At 70.2% G+C, this 19177-nt stretch carries 16 protein-coding genes, 1 tRNA gene and 1 riboswitch; of the genes, 5 read left to right on the top strand and 12 right to left on the bottom strand.

What is annotated here, in order from left to right; genetic code table 11:
- Positions 1–276 precede the first annotated feature (276 nt).
- The gene (locus CGL27_RS20810; RefSeq protein WP_078641874.1) at positions 277–1497 is read left to right on the top strand and encodes an acetyl-CoA C-acetyltransferase; all 1221 of its coding nucleotides are present in this window, start codon (positions 277–279) and stop codon (positions 1495–1497) included.
- A gap of 300 nt (positions 1498–1797) precedes the next feature.
- Positions 1798–2718, top strand: a complete 921-nt coding sequence (locus tag CGL27_RS20815) for a hypothetical protein (RefSeq protein ID WP_119989220.1) — start codon at positions 1798–1800, stop codon at positions 2716–2718.
- Between the two features lie 42 nt (positions 2719–2760).
- Here the strand turns inward: CGL27_RS20815 and CGL27_RS20820 are convergent, their stop codons facing one another.
- Positions 2761–3102 carry a hypothetical protein gene (locus CGL27_RS20820; protein WP_078641876.1) on the bottom strand — a complete coding sequence of 114 codons (342 nt, stop codon included), beginning with the start codon at positions 3100–3102 and terminating at the stop codon, positions 2761–2763.
- Between the two features lie 120 nt (positions 3103–3222).
- Here CGL27_RS20820 and CGL27_RS20825 point away from each other — a divergent pair, with 120 nt between their 5' ends.
- A complete protein-coding gene (locus CGL27_RS20825) occupies positions 3223–3453 on the top strand; it encodes a DUF4287 domain-containing protein (RefSeq protein ID WP_014061257.1) in 231 nt (76 codons plus the stop codon).
- A gap of 158 nt (positions 3454–3611) precedes the next feature.
- On the opposite strand, the gene CGL27_RS20830 is transcribed toward CGL27_RS20825, so the two are convergent.
- On the bottom strand, positions 3612–4490 hold the full coding sequence (locus CGL27_RS20830; protein WP_078641877.1) for a Bax inhibitor-1/YccA family protein: 879 nt from the start codon (positions 4488–4490) through the stop codon (positions 3612–3614).
- A gap of 185 nt (positions 4491–4675) precedes the next feature.
- Positions 4676–4758, bottom strand: a tRNA-Leu gene (locus CGL27_RS20835).
- 402 nt (positions 4759–5160) lie between these two features.
- Between CGL27_RS20835 and CGL27_RS20840 the strand changes: the two genes are divergently transcribed.
- Positions 5161–5943: an ABC transporter ATP-binding protein gene (locus CGL27_RS20840; RefSeq protein WP_078641878.1), complete on the top strand. Its 783-nt coding sequence runs from the start codon at positions 5161–5163 to the stop codon at positions 5941–5943.
- Positions 5944–6009: 66 nt separating this feature from the next.
- Positions 6010–8550: an ABC transporter permease gene (locus CGL27_RS20845; RefSeq protein WP_119989222.1), complete on the top strand. Its 2541-nt coding sequence runs from the start codon at positions 6010–6012 to the stop codon at positions 8548–8550.
- A 76-nt stretch (positions 8551–8626) separates the two neighbouring features.
- Here the strand turns inward: CGL27_RS20845 and CGL27_RS20850 are convergent, their stop codons facing one another.
- The 9 genes from CGL27_RS20850 to CGL27_RS20890 form a co-directional block, all read right to left on the bottom strand.
- Entirely contained in the window at positions 8627–9940 is a 1314-nt protein-coding gene (locus CGL27_RS20850) for a cyclopropane-fatty-acyl-phospholipid synthase family protein (RefSeq protein ID WP_119989223.1), read from the bottom strand.
- A gap of 198 nt (positions 9941–10138) precedes the next feature.
- Positions 10139–11518, bottom strand: coding sequence for an NAD(P)/FAD-dependent oxidoreductase (locus CGL27_RS20855; RefSeq protein WP_078641881.1), 1380 nt, complete (start codon positions 11516–11518; stop codon positions 10139–10141).
- Positions 11519–11913: 395 nt separating this feature from the next.
- Entirely contained in the window at positions 11914–12873 is a 960-nt protein-coding gene (locus CGL27_RS20860; RefSeq protein WP_119989225.1) for a Ppx/GppA phosphatase family protein, read from the bottom strand.
- On the bottom strand, positions 12870–13418 hold the full coding sequence (locus CGL27_RS20865; RefSeq protein ID WP_119989227.1) for a DUF501 domain-containing protein: 549 nt from the start codon (positions 13416–13418) through the stop codon (positions 12870–12872). The genes CGL27_RS20860 and CGL27_RS20865 overlap by 4 nt, the downstream gene beginning before the upstream one ends.
- Before the next feature lie 69 nt (positions 13419–13487).
- A complete protein-coding gene (locus CGL27_RS20870) occupies positions 13488–13970 on the bottom strand; it encodes a septum formation initiator family protein (RefSeq protein ID WP_014061265.1) in 483 nt (160 codons plus the stop codon).
- 118 nt (positions 13971–14088) lie between these two features.
- Positions 14089–15369: a phosphopyruvate hydratase gene (gene eno, locus CGL27_RS20875; RefSeq protein ID WP_078641884.1), complete on the bottom strand. Its 1281-nt coding sequence runs from the start codon at positions 15367–15369 to the stop codon at positions 14089–14091.
- A gap of 252 nt (positions 15370–15621) precedes the next feature.
- On the bottom strand, positions 15622–16308 hold the full coding sequence (locus CGL27_RS20880; protein ID WP_119989229.1) for a transglycosylase family protein: 687 nt from the start codon (positions 16306–16308) through the stop codon (positions 15622–15624).
- 7 nt (positions 16309–16315) lie between these two features.
- A riboswitch (cyclic di-AMP (ydaO/yuaA leader) is annotated at positions 16316–16483 on the bottom strand.
- A 255-nt stretch (positions 16484–16738) separates the two neighbouring features.
- On the bottom strand, positions 16739–17746 hold the full coding sequence (locus CGL27_RS20885) for a transglycosylase family protein (protein WP_119989231.1): 1008 nt from the start codon (positions 17744–17746) through the stop codon (positions 16739–16741).
- A 146-nt stretch (positions 17747–17892) separates the two neighbouring features.
- Positions 17893–19170 carry a cytochrome P450 gene (locus CGL27_RS20890; RefSeq protein WP_119989233.1) on the bottom strand — a complete coding sequence of 426 codons (1278 nt, stop codon included), beginning with the start codon at positions 19168–19170 and terminating at the stop codon, positions 17893–17895.
- Between the last annotated feature and the right edge of the window lie 7 nt (positions 19171–19177).

The raw sequence follows: 19177 nt of genomic DNA on the forward strand, positions 1-19177 counted from the left end.
GCACCCGGCCCCGGGACCTCCCGCCCGTCCGGGTAGCGGGCGCGCGGCCCGCGTTCGGGGCCCGGGGGCCGGGGGTCCTGGAGGCGGCGCCCGGGCGCGTATCGGCGCCTCGTAGGGCGCGAGGGAAGGCGCCGCGGGCAGGGCGGATCCGGGGCCACTGAGCGTACGCTTGGAAAAAAGAGTTCCGCGTCACAGCCCGCACCCCGTGACCCTGCCGATACGTACGGGTAACTTCCCTCAGAGTCCCACCCGCACCCCCGCCCCCATGGAGCCGTGATGCCCGAAGCAGTGATCGTTTCTGCAGCCCGTTCTCCCATCGGCCGCGCCTTCAAGGGATCGCTCAAAGATCTGCGCCCGGACGACCTCACCGCCGAGATCATCCAGGCCGCGCTCGCCAAGGTCCCCGAGCTCGATCCGCGCGAGATCGACGACCTGATGCTCGGCTGTGGTCTGCCAGGCGGTGAGCAGGGGCACAACCTGGGGCGGATCGTGGCCGTGCAGATGGGGATGGACCACCTCCCCGGCTGTACGGTCACCCGCTACTGCTCCTCCTCCCTCCAGACCTCGCGGATGGCGCTGCACGCCATCAAGGCGGGCGAGGGCGATGTCTTCATCTCGGCGGGCGTCGAGATGGTCTCGCGGTCGAAGAAGGGCACCTCGGACGGGCTGCCGGACACCCACAACCCGCTGTTCGCGGAGGCCGAGGCCCGTACCGTCGCGCGCGCCGAGCAGGAGGGCACCGACTGGCACGACCCGCGCGAGGACGGTCTGCTGCCCGACCCGTACATCGCCATGGGCCAGACCGCCGAGAACCTGGCCCGGCTCAAGGGAGTCACCCGCGAGGACATGGACGAGTTCGGCGTCCGGTCCCAGAACCTCGCCGAGGAAGCCATCAAGAAGGGCTTCTGGGAGCGTGAGATCACCCCGGTGACCACCCCGGACGGCACGGTCGTCAGCCAGGACGACGGCCCCCGCGCGGGCACCACCCTGGAGGCCGTGCAGGGCCTGAAGCCGGTCTTCCGCCCCGACGGCCGGATCACCGCGGGCAACTGCTGCCCGCTCAACGACGGAGCCGCGGCACTGGTGATCATGTCCGACACCAAGGCGCGGGAGCTGGGCGTGACCCCGCTGGCCCGGATCGTGTCGACCGGCGTCTCCGGGCTCTCCCCCGAGATCATGGGGTACGGACCGGTCGAGGCGTCCAAGCAGGCACTGGCCCGCGCCGGGATGTCGATCGGCGATATCGACCTGGTGGAGATCAACGAGGCGTTCGCCGCGCAGGTCATCCCGTCCTACCGCGACCTGGGCATCGACCTGGACCGGCTCAACGTCAACGGCGGCGCGATCGCCGTGGGCCACCCCTTCGGCATGACCGGCGCCCGGATCACCGGCACGCTGATCAATTCGCTGCAGTTCCACGACAAGCAGTTCGGCCTGGAGACCATGTGCGTCGGCGGCGGCCAGGGCATGGCGATGGTCATCGAGCGCCTGAGCTGAGCCGGGCTGAGCCGGGCGGCCGAGCCCGGCCGAGCCGCTGGGCCGAGCCGGGCCGGACCGAGGGGCCGAGCCGCCCCGCGTCTGAGACACTGGTTTCGATCGAGCCGTGACCGAATCTCCCCCAGGATGTGACAAAGGTCCTGGGGGAGAGCCGTCTGCCCAGCTCAGCACCGGTGACCAAAGGCCCTTCCGGTACCGAATTCTGTCCATTTGGTGACGGTATGCACTGACGTCGAGAGGCGATAAGCCTCAAGCTGAGGTAGGAATTCGGGGGATCAACAGCCAACCGGGAGTACGTCAGTGAGCCCCACGACTCTTGCCCTCCTCCTGGCCGCGGTGACCGCCACGGCCGTAGGGGCGGCCGCCCTGCACACCGCGCGCGGTATGCGCCGGCAGATCTGTGAGCTGCGCGCCGAGCTCGCGGCCACCGTCGCCGCCGGCGCCCAGGCGGGCAGCGGCGGCGAGGAGAACGGTGTGACGGTGCCCGCACCCCGCGCCACCCCGGCCGCCGAGATACGCGCGGCCGTGGCCGAGGCACTCGCCGAGGAGCGGGAGCGCGAGCTGGCCGAGGCGCGGGCGTTCTGGGCCGCCCAGGAGGCCAGGGACTCCGCCGGAACGGCCGACGCCCACTCCCTGCTGGGCGGGCCCGGCGGGTACGGCGAGGACGCCGTACAGGACGCGCAGCTCTTCGTGCCCCGCCAGGCCGATCTGGCCGGGCTCGAACCGCTGCTCGGCCTGGACGCGCTGGGCCCCGAGGCGCTGGACTCCGCCGGGGACCAGGAACCCGAGGTCGAGGCCGAGGTGGAGCTGGAGCTGGGCGTCGAGCCGGAGCCGGCGGCCGAGCCCAGGGAGTCGGCCGAGCTCGCGGCGGCCCGCCGGCGCCATCCGTCCCACCCCGACTTCTCCCCGTCGTCACCCATGGCCGACCACGACCGTACGGTGACCCGGATCACCGAGCTGGCCGACGCCCGCACCCCGCTGTCCGATGTGCGCCCCGGGCCCCTCGGCACCCTGGATGTCTACGTCTTCGCCGACGGCACCACGATCTGCATGACCCCGGGCCACCGGGAGACGGCCGAGCGGCTGGCGGACGCGCTGCGCGAGGGCACCACCCCGGTGCTGCTCGGCGGCTCGGGCGTCTCCGGTGCGTATGCGCTCACGTTCGGTTGCGGCGAGGACAATGTGTACGTCCTGGCCGACCGCGTCATCGCCTCGCTGTGAGCCCCGGTACGAACCCGCGGTAAGCCTCGGCGACCGGCGCCCTCAGACCCCGCAGCGCCCGGCCGTCTCCACCACGAGCGCCACCGCCTCGGTGACCCCCCGCGCCGCCCGGCCGCCCCCGGAGCCGCCCGGCGCACGCTCCAGCGCGTGCACCAAGTCATGTCCGGCCACCGCCACCTGGTCGGCGACCACGAACAGCCCCGCGTCCGGCATGATCCGCGGCGGGGTTCCCGGCTCCTCCAGACGCTGTGCGCGCGCCGACAATTCCCTAGCCAGCGCCAGTCCTTCGGCCGCCGCACCCGCGCGCAGCCGGGACTGCGGAAGGGCGCGCAGCCGGTCGGCGAGCCGGTCGACGGCGGTCATGAGGGGGGTCGTATCGTCCACGCTCCGAGCGTATGCGCCACTGAGGGACTGTTGCCAACGGGCGAACACTCAGGCACGGTGAGCTGAAGGAAACCCGGGCCATGGACCCGGGGGCCGGCATGGAAGCGTCCGGAGGCGCCGATGTCCCAAATCTTCTCCGACGAGACTCACCGGAACCTACTCTCCCGCATCCCCCAGTGCACGGGCCGTGAAGTTGCCGACTGGCTGCGCACGGTCGACGATGGCCCCGCTTTCTTCCGCTTCGAGGAGAAGGTCAGCTGGTTGCGCGGCGAGCACCAGCTCGCCTACGGCCATGCGAAGGCCATCATCCATGAACACGACTTGAGGCGTGCGGCACGCAAGCTGCTGTAGCCGCTGCCCGGAGGCAGAAGCGTGTATGACAGACCCACCGAACCGGGCGGCTTAAGCCGCACAGGAAGAAGGGCCCGCGGAGGTCATCGCCTCCGCGGGCCCTTTCAGGTGCGCCGGGTCCGAGCCGGTGGCGCGGACGAGGCCCGCACCACCCGACGCTAGTCCCTGAAGATCGAGATCAGCCGGAGCAGCTCCAGGTAGATCCACACCAGCGAGAGCGTCAGCCCGAAGGCCGCCAGCCAGGACTCCTCGCGCGGAGCGCCGTACTGGACGCCGTCCTCGATCTGCTTGAAGTCCATCGCCAGGAACGCCGCGCCGAGCACGACACCGACGAGGCCGAAGACGATGCCGAGGCCACCGCTGCGGAAGCCGAGGCCGTCCCCGCCACCGATGGCGGCGAACAGCAGGTTGACCGCCATCAGCAGCACGAAGCCGATGGCGGCGGCGAGCACAAAGCGCTGGAATCGCGCGTTCACCCGGATGAGACGGGTCTTGTACGCGACGAGCACACCGACGAACACGGCCATCGTGCCGAGCACGGCCTGCATCGGGATGCCGGACCAGCGCTCGTTGTACACCTGGCTGATGACGCCCAGGAAGAGACCCTCGAAGAGGGCGTAACCCATGATCAGCGCAGGCGAGGCCGTGCGCTTGAACGACTGGACGAGACCGAGCACCATCGCCACGAGCGCGGCGCCGATGCCCACGCCCACCGGAAGCTGCGCGATCCACGCGGCCGCGGCGGCGACGATGACGGTGCCCAGCGTCATACCGGTGCGCATGACGACGTCGTCCATCGTCATCCGGCCGGTCTGCAGCGGGCCCGCCGGCGGCGCGCCGTACATCTGCTGCAGCTGCTGGGGGGTCAGATTCTGCTGGTCGCCCGCCGCATAGGGGTTCGTGGGCGCCTGTGTCTGCGCGTACGGATTGCCCTGACCGGCGACGGGGCTCCCGGCCTGCGGTGCCGCGCCGAAACCGGCGTAGCCGCCGCTGCGGCTGAACCCCCGTCGCGAGAAGACCGGGTTGCTGCTCCTCATCTCACTCCTCCATGGCCGCCGGGCGCGACCTTGACTCAAGAGTAATAGGTAAGCAAAGAAGGCACCCTAGTGCCCAAGGAGGATCTTTTCACGCAGGGAGAGACCGCGCGAGGCCCCTGCGGGCCCCGCGCACGCACATTGGGCGACCATCCACACACGCTGAGTGCGCCCACCGGATCTGAAGGTGCCCGGAACCGGACTTGAACCGGTACGCCCGCGAGGGGCAGCGAGGTTTAAGCTCGCCGTGTCTGCATTCCACCATCCGGGCGGCGGTTCCCCCTGGGCCGTACGGAGCGCATACGGCCCTCCCCTGGAAGAGAGCAGCACGAGCCTATCCGGGGACATGCCCCCGCACAGCGACTCCGCGGACCGAGGTTGTCTTATTTTATTGGCAACTGAGGGTGCATCAGCAGCGGGGCGGGGTACCCGAAGATGCCGACGGCCATTGGACCTGCCGATATGCCCTGAACCCCCATTAACTGGGGATTGACGCAATCTCGACGCCCCGCCCGGGGTGTCTTCTCCTCCTCAAGGAGGACTCCGCCACCACCACCTACATCGCGAGACCCCCCGCAGAACCGGAGCACGGGCTGATCCCGTCCCCCTTCACAACCGGAACCATGGAGTGACGTCCCGCCACTCCCGCAGAGCACGACAGGAGCCATCCACCGTGACCACCACACCCTTCGGCGTCGAAACCGCCCACCGCACCTCAGCGGCGGCCGCCCGGGCCACCGATCTCTCCAAGGTCTACGGCGAAGGCGAGACCCAGGTCATCGCCCTGGACTCGGTCTCCGTCGAGTTCCGCCAGGCGGAGTTCACCGCGATCATGGGCCCCTCGGGCTCCGGCAAGTCGACGCTGATGCACTGCATGGCGGGTCTCGACACGATCTCCAGCGGCTCGGCCCGGATCGGCGACGTCGAACTGACCACGCTCAAGGACAAGAAGCTCACCCAGCTTCGCCGTGACAAGATCGGCTTCATCTTCCAGGCGTTCAACCTGCTGCCGACGCTGAACGCGCTGGAGAACATCACCCTCCCGATGGACATCGCCGGTCGCAAGGCCGACCAGGCGTGGCTGGACCAGGTCGTGGCCACGGTCGGTCTGGCCGGGCGGCTCAAGCACCGGCCCAACCAGCTGTCGGGTGGTCAGCAGCAGCGCGTCGCGGTGGCCCGCGCCCTGGCCGGCCAGCCGGAGATCATCTTCGCCGACGAGCCGACCGGAAACCTGGACTCCCGCTCCGGCGCCGAGGTCCTGGGCTTCCTGCGCAACTCGGTGCGGGAGATGGGCCAGACGATCGTGATGGTGACCCACGACCCGGTCGCCGCGTCCTACGCCGACCGCGTGGTCTTCCTCGCCGACGGCCGGATCGTGGACGACCTGCCCAACCCCACCGCCGACTCGGTCCTCGACCGCATGAGGCGCTTCGACGCCAAGGGCCGTACGAGCTGACGCGGGGCGCGCCCGTATCCGTACGCCGCCTCGCACTCCCCTCCCCACCCCTCAGGACTGACACTCATGCTCCGTACAGCCCTGCGCAATGTGCTTGCGCACAAGGCCCGGTTGCTGATGACCGTGCTCGCCGTGATGCTCGGTGTGGCCTTCGTCGCCGGCACCCTGGTCTTCACCAACACCATCTCCGACGCCTATCAGAAGAGCTCCCAGAAGGGCTTCAAGGGCGTCGACGTCGCCATCGCCCCCGACAAGAAGGATGACGACTCCGCCAACCCCGGTGATGCCCCCCGGCTGAGCCAGCAGTTGCTCGACAAGGCCGCCAAGGCGCCCGGCGCCGGCTCCGCCTTCGGTGTCGTGAAGGGCAACGCCGCCCTCGCCGACAAGAAGGGCGACCTGCTCGGCGGCGGCTTCTCCAACCTCGGCGGCAACTACTACCCGGGGGCCGACGGCAAGGACCCCCGGTACACGATGACCGAGGGCCGCGCCCCCAAGGCCGCGGGTGAGATCGCGCTCGACTCCAAGACCGCCGAGCGCGGCGAGTACAAGGCCGGGGACTCCATCCGGGTGTCCGTCGACGGCCCGGTGCGCACCGAGAAGGTCGTCGGCGTCTTCACCACCGACGACGGCAATGTCGCGGCCGGCGGCACCCTCGCGCTGTACGACACGGTCACCGCCCAGAGGCTGTTCGCCAAGCCCGGGCAGTTCGACGAGATCGACGTGAAGGCCGCCGCGGGCACCTCGCAGGCGTCGCTGAAGTCCGCGATCGACAAGGTCCTGCCCGAGCAGACCAAGGCCACCACCGGCAAGAAGCTCGCCAAGGACCAGGCCAAGGCGATCGAAGACGGCATGAGCAGCATGCAGACCGCGATGCTGGTGTTCGCCGGGATCGCGCTCTTCGTCGGCATCTTCATCATCGTCAACACCTTCTCCATGCTGGTCGCCCAGCGCACCAAGGAGCTCGCCCTGATGCGCGCGGTGGGTGCGACCCGCCGTCAGGTGACCCGCTCGGTGCTGATCGAGGCCACCTTCGTCGGCGCCGTCGCGGCCGTGGTGGGCCTCGCCGCCGGTGTCGGCATCGGCGCCGCGCTGCGCTCGGTGCTCAACTCCTCCGGGGCCAACGTCCCGGACGGCCCGCTGATCGTCGCGCCGACCACCGTGCTGGTCTCGGTGCTCGTGGGCGTCGTGGTGACCGTGCTCTCCGCCTGGCTGCCCGGCCGCCGCGCCGCCAAGATCCCGCCGGTCGCCGCGATGAACAGCGTGCACGCCGCGCCGACCACCCGCGGTCTGGTGGTCCGCAACACCATCGGCTCGATCCTCGCCGCGGCCGGTATCGCCCTGGTGGTGGCCGGTGCGGGCATGGGCGGCGACGGCCAGGGCCCGATGGCGTTCGGCGCGGCCGTCCTGGTGATCGGCGTCTTCGTCCTCACCCCGCTGCTGTCCCGGCCGCTGATCGCGGCCGCCTCCCCGGTGCTGCGGCTCTTCGGGATGCCCGGCAAGCTGGCCCGGCAGAACGCGGTGCGCAACCCGCGCCGTACCGCCGCCACCGCCTCCGCCCTGATGGTCGGCCTCACCCTGATCACCGGTATGACGGTGATCGCGGGGAGCATGCAGAAGGGCATCGACAAGATGGCCGCCGACGGGCTGAAGTCCGACTACGTCGTCAGCATGGGCGGGACCACCCCGCGGCCGATGTCGCCGGATGTGTCCAAGACCCTCGCCAAGCTGCCCGAGGTCACCGCGATCAGCTCGCTGCGCTCCTCCCCGGCCCGGGTCGCCGGTGACACCGACACCCTGACGGGCGTCGACCCCAAGGCCATCAAGGACCTGGTGAACGTGGACTTCACCGAGGGCTCGTTCGGCGCGCTCGGGGGCACCAAGGTCCTCATCGACGACAAGATCGCCGACAAGAACCACTGGAAGGTCGGCTCCACCATCCCGGTGACCTACGAGGACGGCAGCAGCGGCCGGCTGACCGTGGGCGGTGTCTACGAGGGCAACCAGATGATCCGCGGGGTCATGCTCGACAACGCCACGGTCACCCCGCACATGACGACCGTCGCCGACTTCCAGGTGATGCTGAAGACCAAGGGCGGCGCGACGCAGGACACCAAGGACCTGCTGAAGAAGACGCTCGGCGAGAACCCCGCGGTCAAGATCCAGAACAAGCAGGACACCTCCGACGAGATCGCCAGTGCCTTCACCCTGATGCTGAACATGCTCTACGGGCTGCTCGGCATGGCCGTGATCGTCGCGGTGCTCGGGGTCATCAACACCCTGGCGATGTCGGTCTTCGAGCGGTCCAAGGAGATCGGCATGCTGCGGGCGATCGGCCTGGACCGGGCCGGCATCAAGCGGATGGTGCGGCTGGAGTCCCTGGTCATCTCGCTCTTCGGCGGGGTGCTCGGCCTCGGCCTCGGCGTCTTCTTCGGCTGGGCGGCCGGTGAGCTGATCGCCACCGAGCTGCCGAGCTACGAGCTGGTGCTGCCGTGGGCCCGGATGGGTCTGTTCGTGCTGATGTCCGCGCTGGTCGGCGTGATCGCCGCGCTGTGGCCGGCCCGGCGGGCCTCCAAGCTCAACATGCTGGCGGCCATCAAGGCCGAGTAGCGGCGAGCCGATCGGCGAACCGCTACCGGACGTCCCCGTCCGCCCCCTCTCCGGGGCGGACGGGGACGTCCGCGTTTCAGCCGCGCCAGTCGCGGGCGCGCAGCGGCAGCCCCGCGGTCCCGCTCTCGGGGGTGCGGACTGCGAGGATCTGATTGACCCCGATCCGGTTGCGTTCGAAGGAGAGGGCGGAGGCCGCCATGTAGAGCCGCCAGACCCGGGCCCGGCCCGGGCTGGTCAGCCGCATGGCCTGCGGCCAGGACCGCTCCAGGTTGGCGACCCAGCCGCGCAGCGTGAGCGCGTAATGCTCGCGGATGGCCTCCACATCGCGTACCTCGAAGCCCGCCTCCTCCAGCTGGGTGACGGTCCGGCCGACCGGGGCGAGCTCACCGTCGGGGAAGACATACCGGTCGATGAACTCGTCCACGTGGTAAGCCTCTTCGTCCGGCTGGGGGCGCCGGGCGATCTGGTGGTTCAGCAGCCGCCCGCCGGGCCGCAGCAGCCGGTGCAGGATGGCGGTGTACTCGGCGTAGCGCACGGAGCCCACATGCTCGGCCATGCCGATGGAGGAGATGGCGTCGTAGGGCCCGTCCGGAACCTCGCGGTAGTCCTGGACCCGGATCTCCACCTGGTCGGTGAGCCCGGCGTCCGCGATGCGCTTACGGGCGTACGCCGCCTGCTCCTCGGAGAGCGTGACGCCGACGGCGCGCACCCCGTACTCGCGCGCCGCGTGCAGCACCATCGAGCCCCAGCCGCACCCCACGTCCAGCAGCCGCTGGCCCGGTTGCAGGGCCAGCTTGCGGCAGACGAGGTCCAGCTTGGCGCGCTGGGCGTCCTCGAGCGTCGCATCCGGGGTGTCCCAGTAGGCGCAGGAGTAGACCATCGAGGGGCCGAGCACCAGCTCGTAGAAGTCGTTGCCGACGTCGTAGTGGTGGCTGATGGCCTTCTTGTCGCGGCGCAGGGAGTGCAGCGGACCGAAGCCGGACCGCGCCTCCTCGCGGGGCGGGGTCGGCGGCAGCCCCGGCCCGGCGAGCGCGATCAGCTTCCCGGCGGCGGTGCGCAGCGCGGGGTCGCGCAGCACCTGGATGCCGGTGCGGAGCCGGGACCGCGGCGCGGTGGCGGGGCCGCGCTCCCACAGCAGCCCGGACAGCCGGTCCAGGGCGTCGTACAGATCGCCCTCGACATCCAGGTCACCGGCGACCCAGGCGCGGGCCAGGCCCAGCTCGCCCGGCCGCCACAGCAGTCGGCGCAGCGCGCGGCGACGCCGGATGACCAGGGTGGGGGCGCCGGGCGGGCCGGTCTCGCTGTGGTCCCAGGCGCGGACGCGGATGGGCAGGGGGTCTCCCAGCACCTCCTTGGCCAGGGTGGCGATCCGCCCAGCGGCGTCGGACATGTCACACCTCCGTGATGGCGAGTCAAGAAGATTCACTCACCACGTAAACACCATGGAACCCGCTTTACAGTCCCGCCGACACGTCTGGAATCGGTAAAACAGCTTCAAAAGGCGGGCCATCGGCGGGCAGACGAAAGGGCGTCCGCCCCACGGATGGCGGACGCCCTCGGCGTCAGATGTGCGGGTCCGGCCCGGAGGTCAGGACGCCTTGGCCTTCTCGGCCGGTGCCGACGGCTTGACCGCGGCGGCGGCGCTGACCGGGGAGGCGGCCTCGTAGAACTCCTCGCGGGGGTTCTCGATGGCACCGAGCGAGACGACCTCGCGCTTGAGGAACATCCCCAGCGTCCAGTCGGCGATCACTCGGATCTTGCGGTTGAAGGTCGGCATGGCCATGCCGTGGTAGCCACGGTGCATGTACCAGGCGAGACGGCCCTTCAGCTTGATCTTCATCTTGCCGAAGACGATCATCGCGACGCCCTTGTGGAGGCCAAGGCCCGCGACGGCACCCTTGTTGGCGTGCTTGTACTGGCCCTGCGGGAAGCCCCGCATGCCCGAGATCACGTTGTCGCCGAGGACCTTGGCCTGGCGCAGCGCGTGCTGGGCGTTCGGCGGGCACCAGGCGCCCTCGCCGCTGGCGAGGTCCGGCACCTGGGCGTTGTCGCCCGCGGCCCAGATGTAGTCGGTGCCCTGGACCTGGAGGGTCGGGGCGGTGTCCACGTGGCCGCGCGGGCCGAGCGGCAGGCCGAAGCGGGCCAGCGCCGGGTTGGGCTTGACGCCAGCGGTCCACACGATGGTGTTGGAGTCGACCTCGAGGCCGTTCTTGAGGACGACATGGCCGTCGATGCAGGAGTCCATCGAGGTCTTGAGGTAGACCTCGACACCGCGCTTCTGGAGGTGCTCCAGACCCCACTGGCCCAGCTTCGGGCCGACCTCGGGGAGGATCTTGTCGGCGGCGTCGACGAGGACGAAGCGCATGTCCTCGCGCTTCACGTTCGGGTAGTACTTGGCCGCGTCACGGGCCATGTCCTCGATCTCGCCGATGGTCTCCGCGCCGGCGAAGCCACCGCCGACGAAGACGAAGGTGAGCGCCTTGCGGCGGATCTCCTCGTCCGTGGTGGAGTCGGCCTTGTCGAGCTGCTCGAGGACGTGGTTGCGCAGGCCGATGGCCTCCTCTATGCCCTTCATGCCGATGCCGTTCTCCGCGAGACCGGGGATCGGGAAGGTGCGGGAGACCGCGCCGAGGGCGATGACCAGGTAGTCGAAGGGCAGCTCGTACGTCTCGCCGACGAGCGGCTGGATGACGGCGACCTTGCGGTCCTGGTCAATGGTCGACACTCGGCCGGTGAGGACCTCCGCCTTGGGGAGCACGCGCCGCAGCGGAACCACGACGTGGCGCGGGGAGATGCTGCCGGCCGCAGCTTCGGGGAGGAAGGGCTGGTACGTCATGTACGAGCGGGGGTCGACGACCGTGACGGTCGCCTCGCCGTACCGCATCTTCTTGAGGATGCGGCGTGCCGCGTACAGGCCTACGTACCCACCGCCTACAACGAGGATCCTGGGACGCTCCGTGGTGCTCATGTTTCGAGTATCCAGCACCCTCCGAGGGGGACCTCGTGAGCCCCTTCACAAGCATGGTGACAGTATCTGCTACACTCCGCCGCCCCCGTGACGGATGCCATACTGGCAGAGGGGAACCACAAGGCGGACCGGCACGTTCCCGCCCCCTCTGAGCAGGGCTTGTGGTTGAACTCGGGAGTAGACCAAGCGGTCCGCGCCGGGGCCCGCGAAACCCCCCTGACACCTCACGATCCGGTCAGCGACGGGGCACGGCCACCGAAACCGCCCCGGAGGGCCGCATCGGTCGGCCACCAGGCGCCTTTTTCATGTGAAGAGTTTCACGAACTTTCTCGGAGGCGGTTCGCGGAAGGCCCCCGAAGGGGGTTCCGTGGCCGCTCATACGTTATTCCGCCCGCTCAGGCGATGCTCCAGGCGATCCCGTCGAGGATGTCATGTTCGCTCACCACGACCTCCTCGGCGCCGGTCCGTTCCATGATCGAAAGCAGGATGAGGGCCCCCGCGCCGATCACATCGACCCGCCCCGGGTGCATCACCGGAATCTCCGCCCGCTCGGCGTGGGTGGAGCCGAGCAGCTTCGCGGTGATCTCGCGGACCTGGTCGACGGTGATCCGCGAGTGGTGGATCGCGGAGGAGTCGTACTCCTCCAGACCCAGCGCGATCCCGGCCACAGTGGTGACCGAACCGGCCAGCCCGACCAGTGCGTGGCCGTCCGCGGGACGGCAGGCGCGGGTGAGCGGCACGGTCCGCTCGGCGAGGTCCAGCGCCGCGTCCACATCGCCCTTCATGGCGGCGAGCTGATCCTCCGTCGGGGGATCGGTGATCCCGCCGTCCGCCACCAGATGGCGCTCGGTCAGCCGGACGCAGCCGATGTCCACGCTGCGGGCCGCCCGCACCCGCTCGCCGCCCTCGACGAACTCCGTCGAACCGCCGCCGATGTCCACCACCAGATACGGCCCGGCCACATGATCATGGCCCTTGAGCTCCTTGGTGGCCCCGGTGAAGGAGAACTCCGCCTCCTGGTCCCCGGTGATCACCTCGGGTTCCACGCCCAGGATCTCCACGACCCCGCGCACGAACTCCTCGCGGTTCTCGGCGTCGCGGGAGGCGGAGGTGGCCACGAAGCGGATGCGCTCGGCGCCCAGCTCACCGATGACCCCCGCGTACTCGCGGCAGGCGGCGAAGGTGCGCTCCAGGGCCTCGGGGGCGAGCCGGCAGGTGCGGTCCACGCCCTGGCCCAGCCGGACGATCTTCATCCGGCGGTCGAGTTCGATCAGCTCCCCGGTGGCCGGATCGGCGTCCGCCACCAGCAGCCGGATCGAGTTGGTGCCGCAGTCCACGGCGGCGACGCGGGTCATGCGCTCCCCTCCCGGCTCGCGCCCTCGGCCCCGCAGGGGCTCACACACGGGCCCTTGCGCCACCACTCCGGCAGCATCGCGAGCGCCTCGTCCCCGAGCGGATTGACACCGGGCCCGGCCGCGAGGGCGTGGGCGACCAGGACGTGCAGGCACTTCACCCGGTCCGGCATCCCGCCCGCGCTGGGGAAGCCCTGGAGCACCTCGATGGCGTCGCGGCGCGCGATGTAGTCCTCGTGGGCGGCGCGGTAGGCGGCGGCGAGCTCGGGGTCGGTGGCCAGCCGGGCCGTCATCTCCTTCATCACGCCCTCGGCCTCCAGCGTGCCGATCGCGGACGCGGCGCGCGGACAGGTCAGGTAATAGAGGGTGGGGAAGGGCGTACCGTCCTCGAGCCGCGGCGCGGTCTCCACGACGTCCGGATTGCCGCAGGGGCAGCGGTGCGCGATCGCACGCAGGCCCCGGGGCACGCGGCTGAGTTGCTCCCGTACGGCGTGAATGTCCGCGTCGGTGGGCGCGGTGGGCTCCGTCTGGGGCGGGGGCGTATCCATGAGTGGGAAAGTTCTTCTTCTTCGTTTCGATTCGTCACCGGGTGCGACCGGTGGCCGGAGCGCGGCGCCTCAGCGGCGCGCGCTGCCCGCCCCCGCCGCGTCCGCCGTGTCCACGGCGTCCCAGAGGTTGGAGTACCAGGGGCGGCCGGCCGCGCCCTGGTCGGTGGAGCGCTCGGTGGAGCCGCTGCCGTCCACCACGCTGTAGCCGGTCTCCCCCGGCATCAGGAAGTGCAGCCGCTCCCGGGCCTGCTGCTCGGTGTAGGCGGGGTCACGCAACCGGGCCTTCCGCTCCCGCAGCTTCTTCACGTCCTCGCGGGCCCGCTGGGCCTCGCTCCGCTGCTCGGCGATGTCGGAGCGCTGGGAGATGTACTGCCGCATCGGGTAGGCGAGCGCCACCACCAGGGAGCAGACGACCAGCGCGAGCAGGGCCGCGCGGCCGGTCAGCCGGCCCCGGCGGCGCTTGGTCCGCACCCGGTAGACCCGGGCGGCGGCGTGCTCGCCGAGCGCCTTGAGCCTGGTCGCGGTGGAGAACCGTTCGCGATCCGCCGGCACGTCGCCTCCCCGGAGATGACTTCGCTTGAGTGACGCGTAACGCCGTCCCCGGTCACGGTACGGGACCGCGGCCGGGGACGGGTGTCAGACGTGTCTGCTACTTGAGGTCGTACGCAGGTCAGCCCTTGAAGCGCGGGAAGGCCGAGCGGCCCGCGTACACCGCGGCGTCGTCGAGGATCTCCTCGATGCGCAGCAGCTGGTTGTACTTGGCCACCCGCTCGGAGCGGGCCGGGGCGCCGGTCTTGATCTGGCCGCAGTTGGTGGCGACGGCCAGGTCGGCGATGGTGACGTCCTCGGTCTCACCGGAGCGGTGCGACATCATGCACTTGTAGCCGCTGCGCTGGGCCAGCTCGACGGCGTCGAGGGTCTCGGTCAGCGAGCCGATCTGGTTGACCTTGACCAGCAGGGCGTTCGCGGTGTCGCTGTCGATACCGCGGGCGAGCCGCTCCGGGTTGGTGACGAAGAGGTCGTCGCCGACCAGCTGGACCTTGTCGCCGAGCTGCTCGGTGATGGTCTTCCAGCCGTCCCAGTCCTCCTCGTTCAGCGGGTCCTCGATGGAGACCAGCGGGTACGCGGCGACCAGCTCGGCGTAGTACGAGGTCATCTCGGCGGCGGTGCGGGACTTGCCCTCGAACTCGTACGACCCGTCCTTGTAGAACTCGGAGGCGGCGACGTCGAGCGCGAGCGCGATGTCCTGGCCCGGCTGGTAGCCGGCCTTCTTGACCGCCTCGAGGATCAGGTCGAGGGCCTCACGGTTGGAGCCGAGGTTCGGCGCGAAGCCGCCCTCGTCGCCGAGGCCGGTGGACAGGCCGCGCTCCTTCAGCACGGACTTCAGGGTGTGGTAGACCTCGGCACCCCAGCGCACGGCCTCGGAGAAGGACTCCGCGCCCACGGGCGCGATCATGAACTCCTGGATGTCCACATTGGAGTCGGCGTGCGACCCGCCGTTGAGGATGTTCATCATCGGGACCGGCAGCAGATGGGCGTTCGGGCCGCCGAGGTAACGGAAGAGCGGGAGGTCGGACGCCTCGGAGGCGGCGTGCGCGACCGCGAGGGAGACGCCGAGGATGGCGTTGGCACCGAGCGAGGACTTGTCCGGGGTGGCGTCCAGGTCGAACATCGCCTGGTCGATCAGACGCTGCTCGGTGGCGTCGTAGCCGACCAGCTCGGGGCCGATCTGCTCGATGACGGCGAGGACGGCCTTCTCCACACCCTTGCCGTTGTAGCGGTTCTTGTCGCCGTCACGGAGTTCGAGGGCCTCGAAGGCGCCGGTGGAGGCGCCGGACGGAACGGCGGCACGGCCGGTGCTGCCGTCGTCGAGGCCGACCTCGACCTCGACCGTGGGGTTGCCTCGCGAGTCGAGGATCTCGCGAGCTACGACGACGTCGATGGACGGCACGAGGTTCTCCTTCGTATGGGTCAGCGGTAGCAGCACGAGCCTAACGGGCCGGGAGGGCTGCACCCCGCGTTCGCCCGCCCCACGAGACGGGGGCGTGACACAAAAAGCCAGATTCTGAATCACATATCCAGATTTCTGGTGAATCGGGCAATGAGGGAACCCCGGTGGGCGCGCCATAGGGGCGGCACGCCCGACCGGGGCTCGTCTCAGGGTTCTCGGGCGGCGGCCTCAGGCCGCGGCTGCGACCGTGACTCAGCCGAGGTGCAGCTTCTGGCCCGGGTAGATCAGGTCGGCCTTCTCCACGATGTCGTCGTTCAGCTTGAAGAGCTTCTTCCAGCCGCCCTTGACGTGGTGCTCCTTGGCGATCTTGCCGAGGGTGTCGCCGGACTTGACCTTGTACTCGCCGTCACCCTTCTTGATCGGGCCACGGGGCTGCTCACGCGTGGCACGCTCGGGCGCGGTGTGCGGCTGGGCCTTCGGCTGGGCAGGCTGGGCGGCCGGGGCCGACTTGGTGGAGGCCGACGGCTGGTCCTGCGAACCGGAGGGCGCGGACGGCGCGGACGGGCTGCCGCCGGAGGTCAGACCCTTGCCGCAGACCGGCCAGGCGCCCTTGCCCTGGCTGCCGAGGACCTTCTCGGCTATCTGGATCTGCTGGCCCTTGCTGGCCTTGTCCGCGGTGGGCGCGTAGGCGGTGCCGCCGTACGCGGCCCAGGTGGAGCTGGAGAACTGCAGGCCACCGTAGTAGCCGTTGCCGGTGTTGATCGACCAGTTGCCACCGGCCTCGCACTGCGCGACCTGGTCCCACTGGGCGCTGGTGGCCGCGGAGGCGGAGGTCGCCCCGATGAGGGGCGCCGCCACGGCGGCACCGGCGAGACCGGTGAGCGCGGCGATACGGGTGGCCTTGGAGGGACGGCGGTGCTTCCCGTTGGACTTCAGCATCGTTGGTTCGTTTCCTCACCGACGCCTACGAGGTGAGCTGTCGGGTTCGGACGTGAGTTGCCCGGCCGGTCGCGATGATCGCTCCCGGCTTCACCCCTAGCCGACGAGCCCGTGTCCACAGGCCACTCGGCACCTACCTTGGGTCCCCCGCTCCTGCCTTCGGCGCTGACGCGTCGGATTCCCCCCGACCGCCGGCAGGATTCGGCGTGACGATCGACGGTGCCCGCGGTGGCGAGCGGAAAGACGTTAAACACACCTCCCGAGAACGTTCAAACACCCCAATGGCAGCGAATGGGGCTGTAATTGATCTCACCCGGCCCACATCGGCGCAGGTAGGGCCGGGTGAGGAGAGATCGGACACGAGGTGCGCCCCGGAAATTGTGACGAGATGTATGTCTCATCGGAACCAGATCGGGCAATTCACCCCGAATCACTGCTCCCTGATGGTGAGGTCAAGTCGCTGACCAGGGATGATCAGGTCGGGGTCGATTCCAATGAGGTCCTCGTTGCTCTCGTAGAGCCCTTCCCAACCTCGGGACACATTCCGGTCCTCGGCGATGCCTGACAGATTGTCACCGGGGCGAACGGTGTAATCGTCACCCGCGGGGCTCCGGTCGCGGTCCGCGGCGTCGCGCGAGGCGTGGCGTCCGGAGGGCTGCCCGTCCGCCGAATCGCCGTCCTCGGCCCGCTCCCCGGCATCCGGGGAGCCGCGGTGGCGGCCGGAGGGCGAGGGGTCGGCGGAGGGATCCGCCGAGGACCCCTTCGAGCCGCCCGAGGCCGAGCCGCCCGAGCCGCCCGAGGCCGGGTCATCCGAGGCCGAACCGCCCGACGTCGGGTCATCCGATGCCGAGCCGTCCAGTCCGTCGGGGGACTTGGAGGTGTGGGGGGCTTCCGGCTTCTCGGTCGATCCGGACGAATCCGGCTTACCGGCGCTGTCGGACGCCCCCGAACGGTCCGACTCCGGGGAGGAGGAGCCGTCCCGCTCCCGGTCCCCCGCCTCGCCCCGGCCCGCCCCCGGGTCCCGGGTGGCCGTGCCACCGGGGTCCACATCGGGGGCGCCGGAGCCGTCGGTGAGCCCGGCGCCCAGCGCACAGCTCGGCCAGGCGTCGGGGCCGCGGTCGCCGAGGATCGACTGGGCGATGGATATCTGCTGGGAGCGGCTGGCCAGGTCGGGGCGCGGGGCGTACTCCGTGCCGCCGTAGTCCTTCCACATGTCGAGGGTCAGCTGCAGTCCGCCGTAGAAGCCGTTGCCCTCGTTGGCGCTCCACATACCACCGCTCTCGCACTCGGCGACCTGATCCCAGGTGGCGGTCTGGGCGGCCTGTGCGCCGGACGCCCCGAAGAGGGGCAGGGCGATGCTCGCTCCCGTGACCCCCGCCGCGACGATGATGGCCGGAGCCTGACGGGGGCGACGGTGTCGACCATTACCGGAACGCATGCGATTGCCCTCTCTATGGCGAACTCGGTTGCCGGTGAACATAGCGAGGGCACTCGATCATCACAAGCCGATGTATCCCAGGTCACGCCACGGTCACACGGCTGATCATTCGTCACCAATGTCCGTACGTACGGGGCTTGGCGGCCTCAGTGGTCCGCGGAATTCCAGGTCACCGGGAGCGTGCGCAGCCCGCGCATGATGAGCCCGCCGCGCCACCGCAGATCCTCCGGCTCCGCCGCGAGCCGCAGTCCGGGCAGGCGCCGCAGCAGGGTGGCGATCGCGGTCTGCGCCTCCAGCCGGGCGAGCGGGGCGCCGAGACAGTAATGGATGCCGTGGCCATAGCCGAGGTGCTGGTTGTCGCGGCGGGTGAGGTCGAGGACATCGGGCGCCGCGAACCGCTCGGGGTCCCGGTCGGCGGCGGCGAGCACCACCAGCACCGGCTCCCCTTCGGCGATGTGCTGCCCCGCGAGGGTGAGCGGCTCGGTGGCGAACCGCCAGGTGGCGATCTCCACGGGTCCGTCGTAGCGCAGCAGCTCCTCGACCCCGGCGGCCAGCAGCCGCTCATCCCCTTCTTCCAGGGCCCGCTGCATGACGGCGCGCTGCTCCGGATGGCGCAGAAGTGCGTAGACGCCGTTGCCGATGAGGTTGACGGTGGTCTCGAAGCCGGCGAACAAGAGGATGAAGGCCATGGCCGCGGCCTCGTTCTCGGTGAGGTGCTCACCGTGGTCGCTGGCCCGGATCAGCCCCGAGATCAGATCCTCCCCGTCCTCTTCTTCCCTCCGCTCCACGAGCTCCAGGCGCTTGCGGTGGATCAGCTCGCCGAGATACGCGCGGATCCGCTTCACGGCGCGGGCCACTCCGCCGCGCGGGCCTCCGCCATGCCGGATCATCGCGCCGGCCCAGTCCCGGAAGTCGTCCTGGTCCTCGCGCGGCACCCCGAGCAGATCGCAGATCGCATAAATAGGGAGAGGGAAGGCGAACTCATGGATGAGGTCCGCCTCTCCCCTTTCCTCGAAGGCGTCGATGAGCTGATCGGTGAGGGTCTGTACCCGAGGGGTGAACGCGGCGACCCGGCGCGGGGTGAACGCCTTGGAGACCAGGCGCCGCAGCCGGGTGTGATCGGGAGGGTCGATGTTGAGCAGATGCGTCATCAGGTCGGCACGCTGTTCGCCGGGAATGCCCACCTTGCCCTTTGCGTGGGCCGCCGCACTGTGCCGCTGGGGGTTCTTGGAGAGCCGGGGATCGGCCAGCGCCTTCCTGGCATCTGCGTAACGGGTCACCAGCCAGGCGTCGACACCGCTGGGCAGCGTGGTCCGGTGCACCGGGGCGTGCTCGCGTAGCCAGGCGTACGCAGGGTAGGGATCAGTGGCGAACTCCCAGGTGAAGAGGGTGGGAGCGGAGCTGTCACGGGGCTGTTCCGACACGCCCCGA

Source organism: Streptomyces sp. 11-1-2, assembly GCF_003595545.1.
Classification (GTDB): domain Bacteria; phylum Actinomycetota; class Actinomycetes; order Streptomycetales; family Streptomycetaceae; genus Streptomyces; species Streptomyces hygroscopicus_B.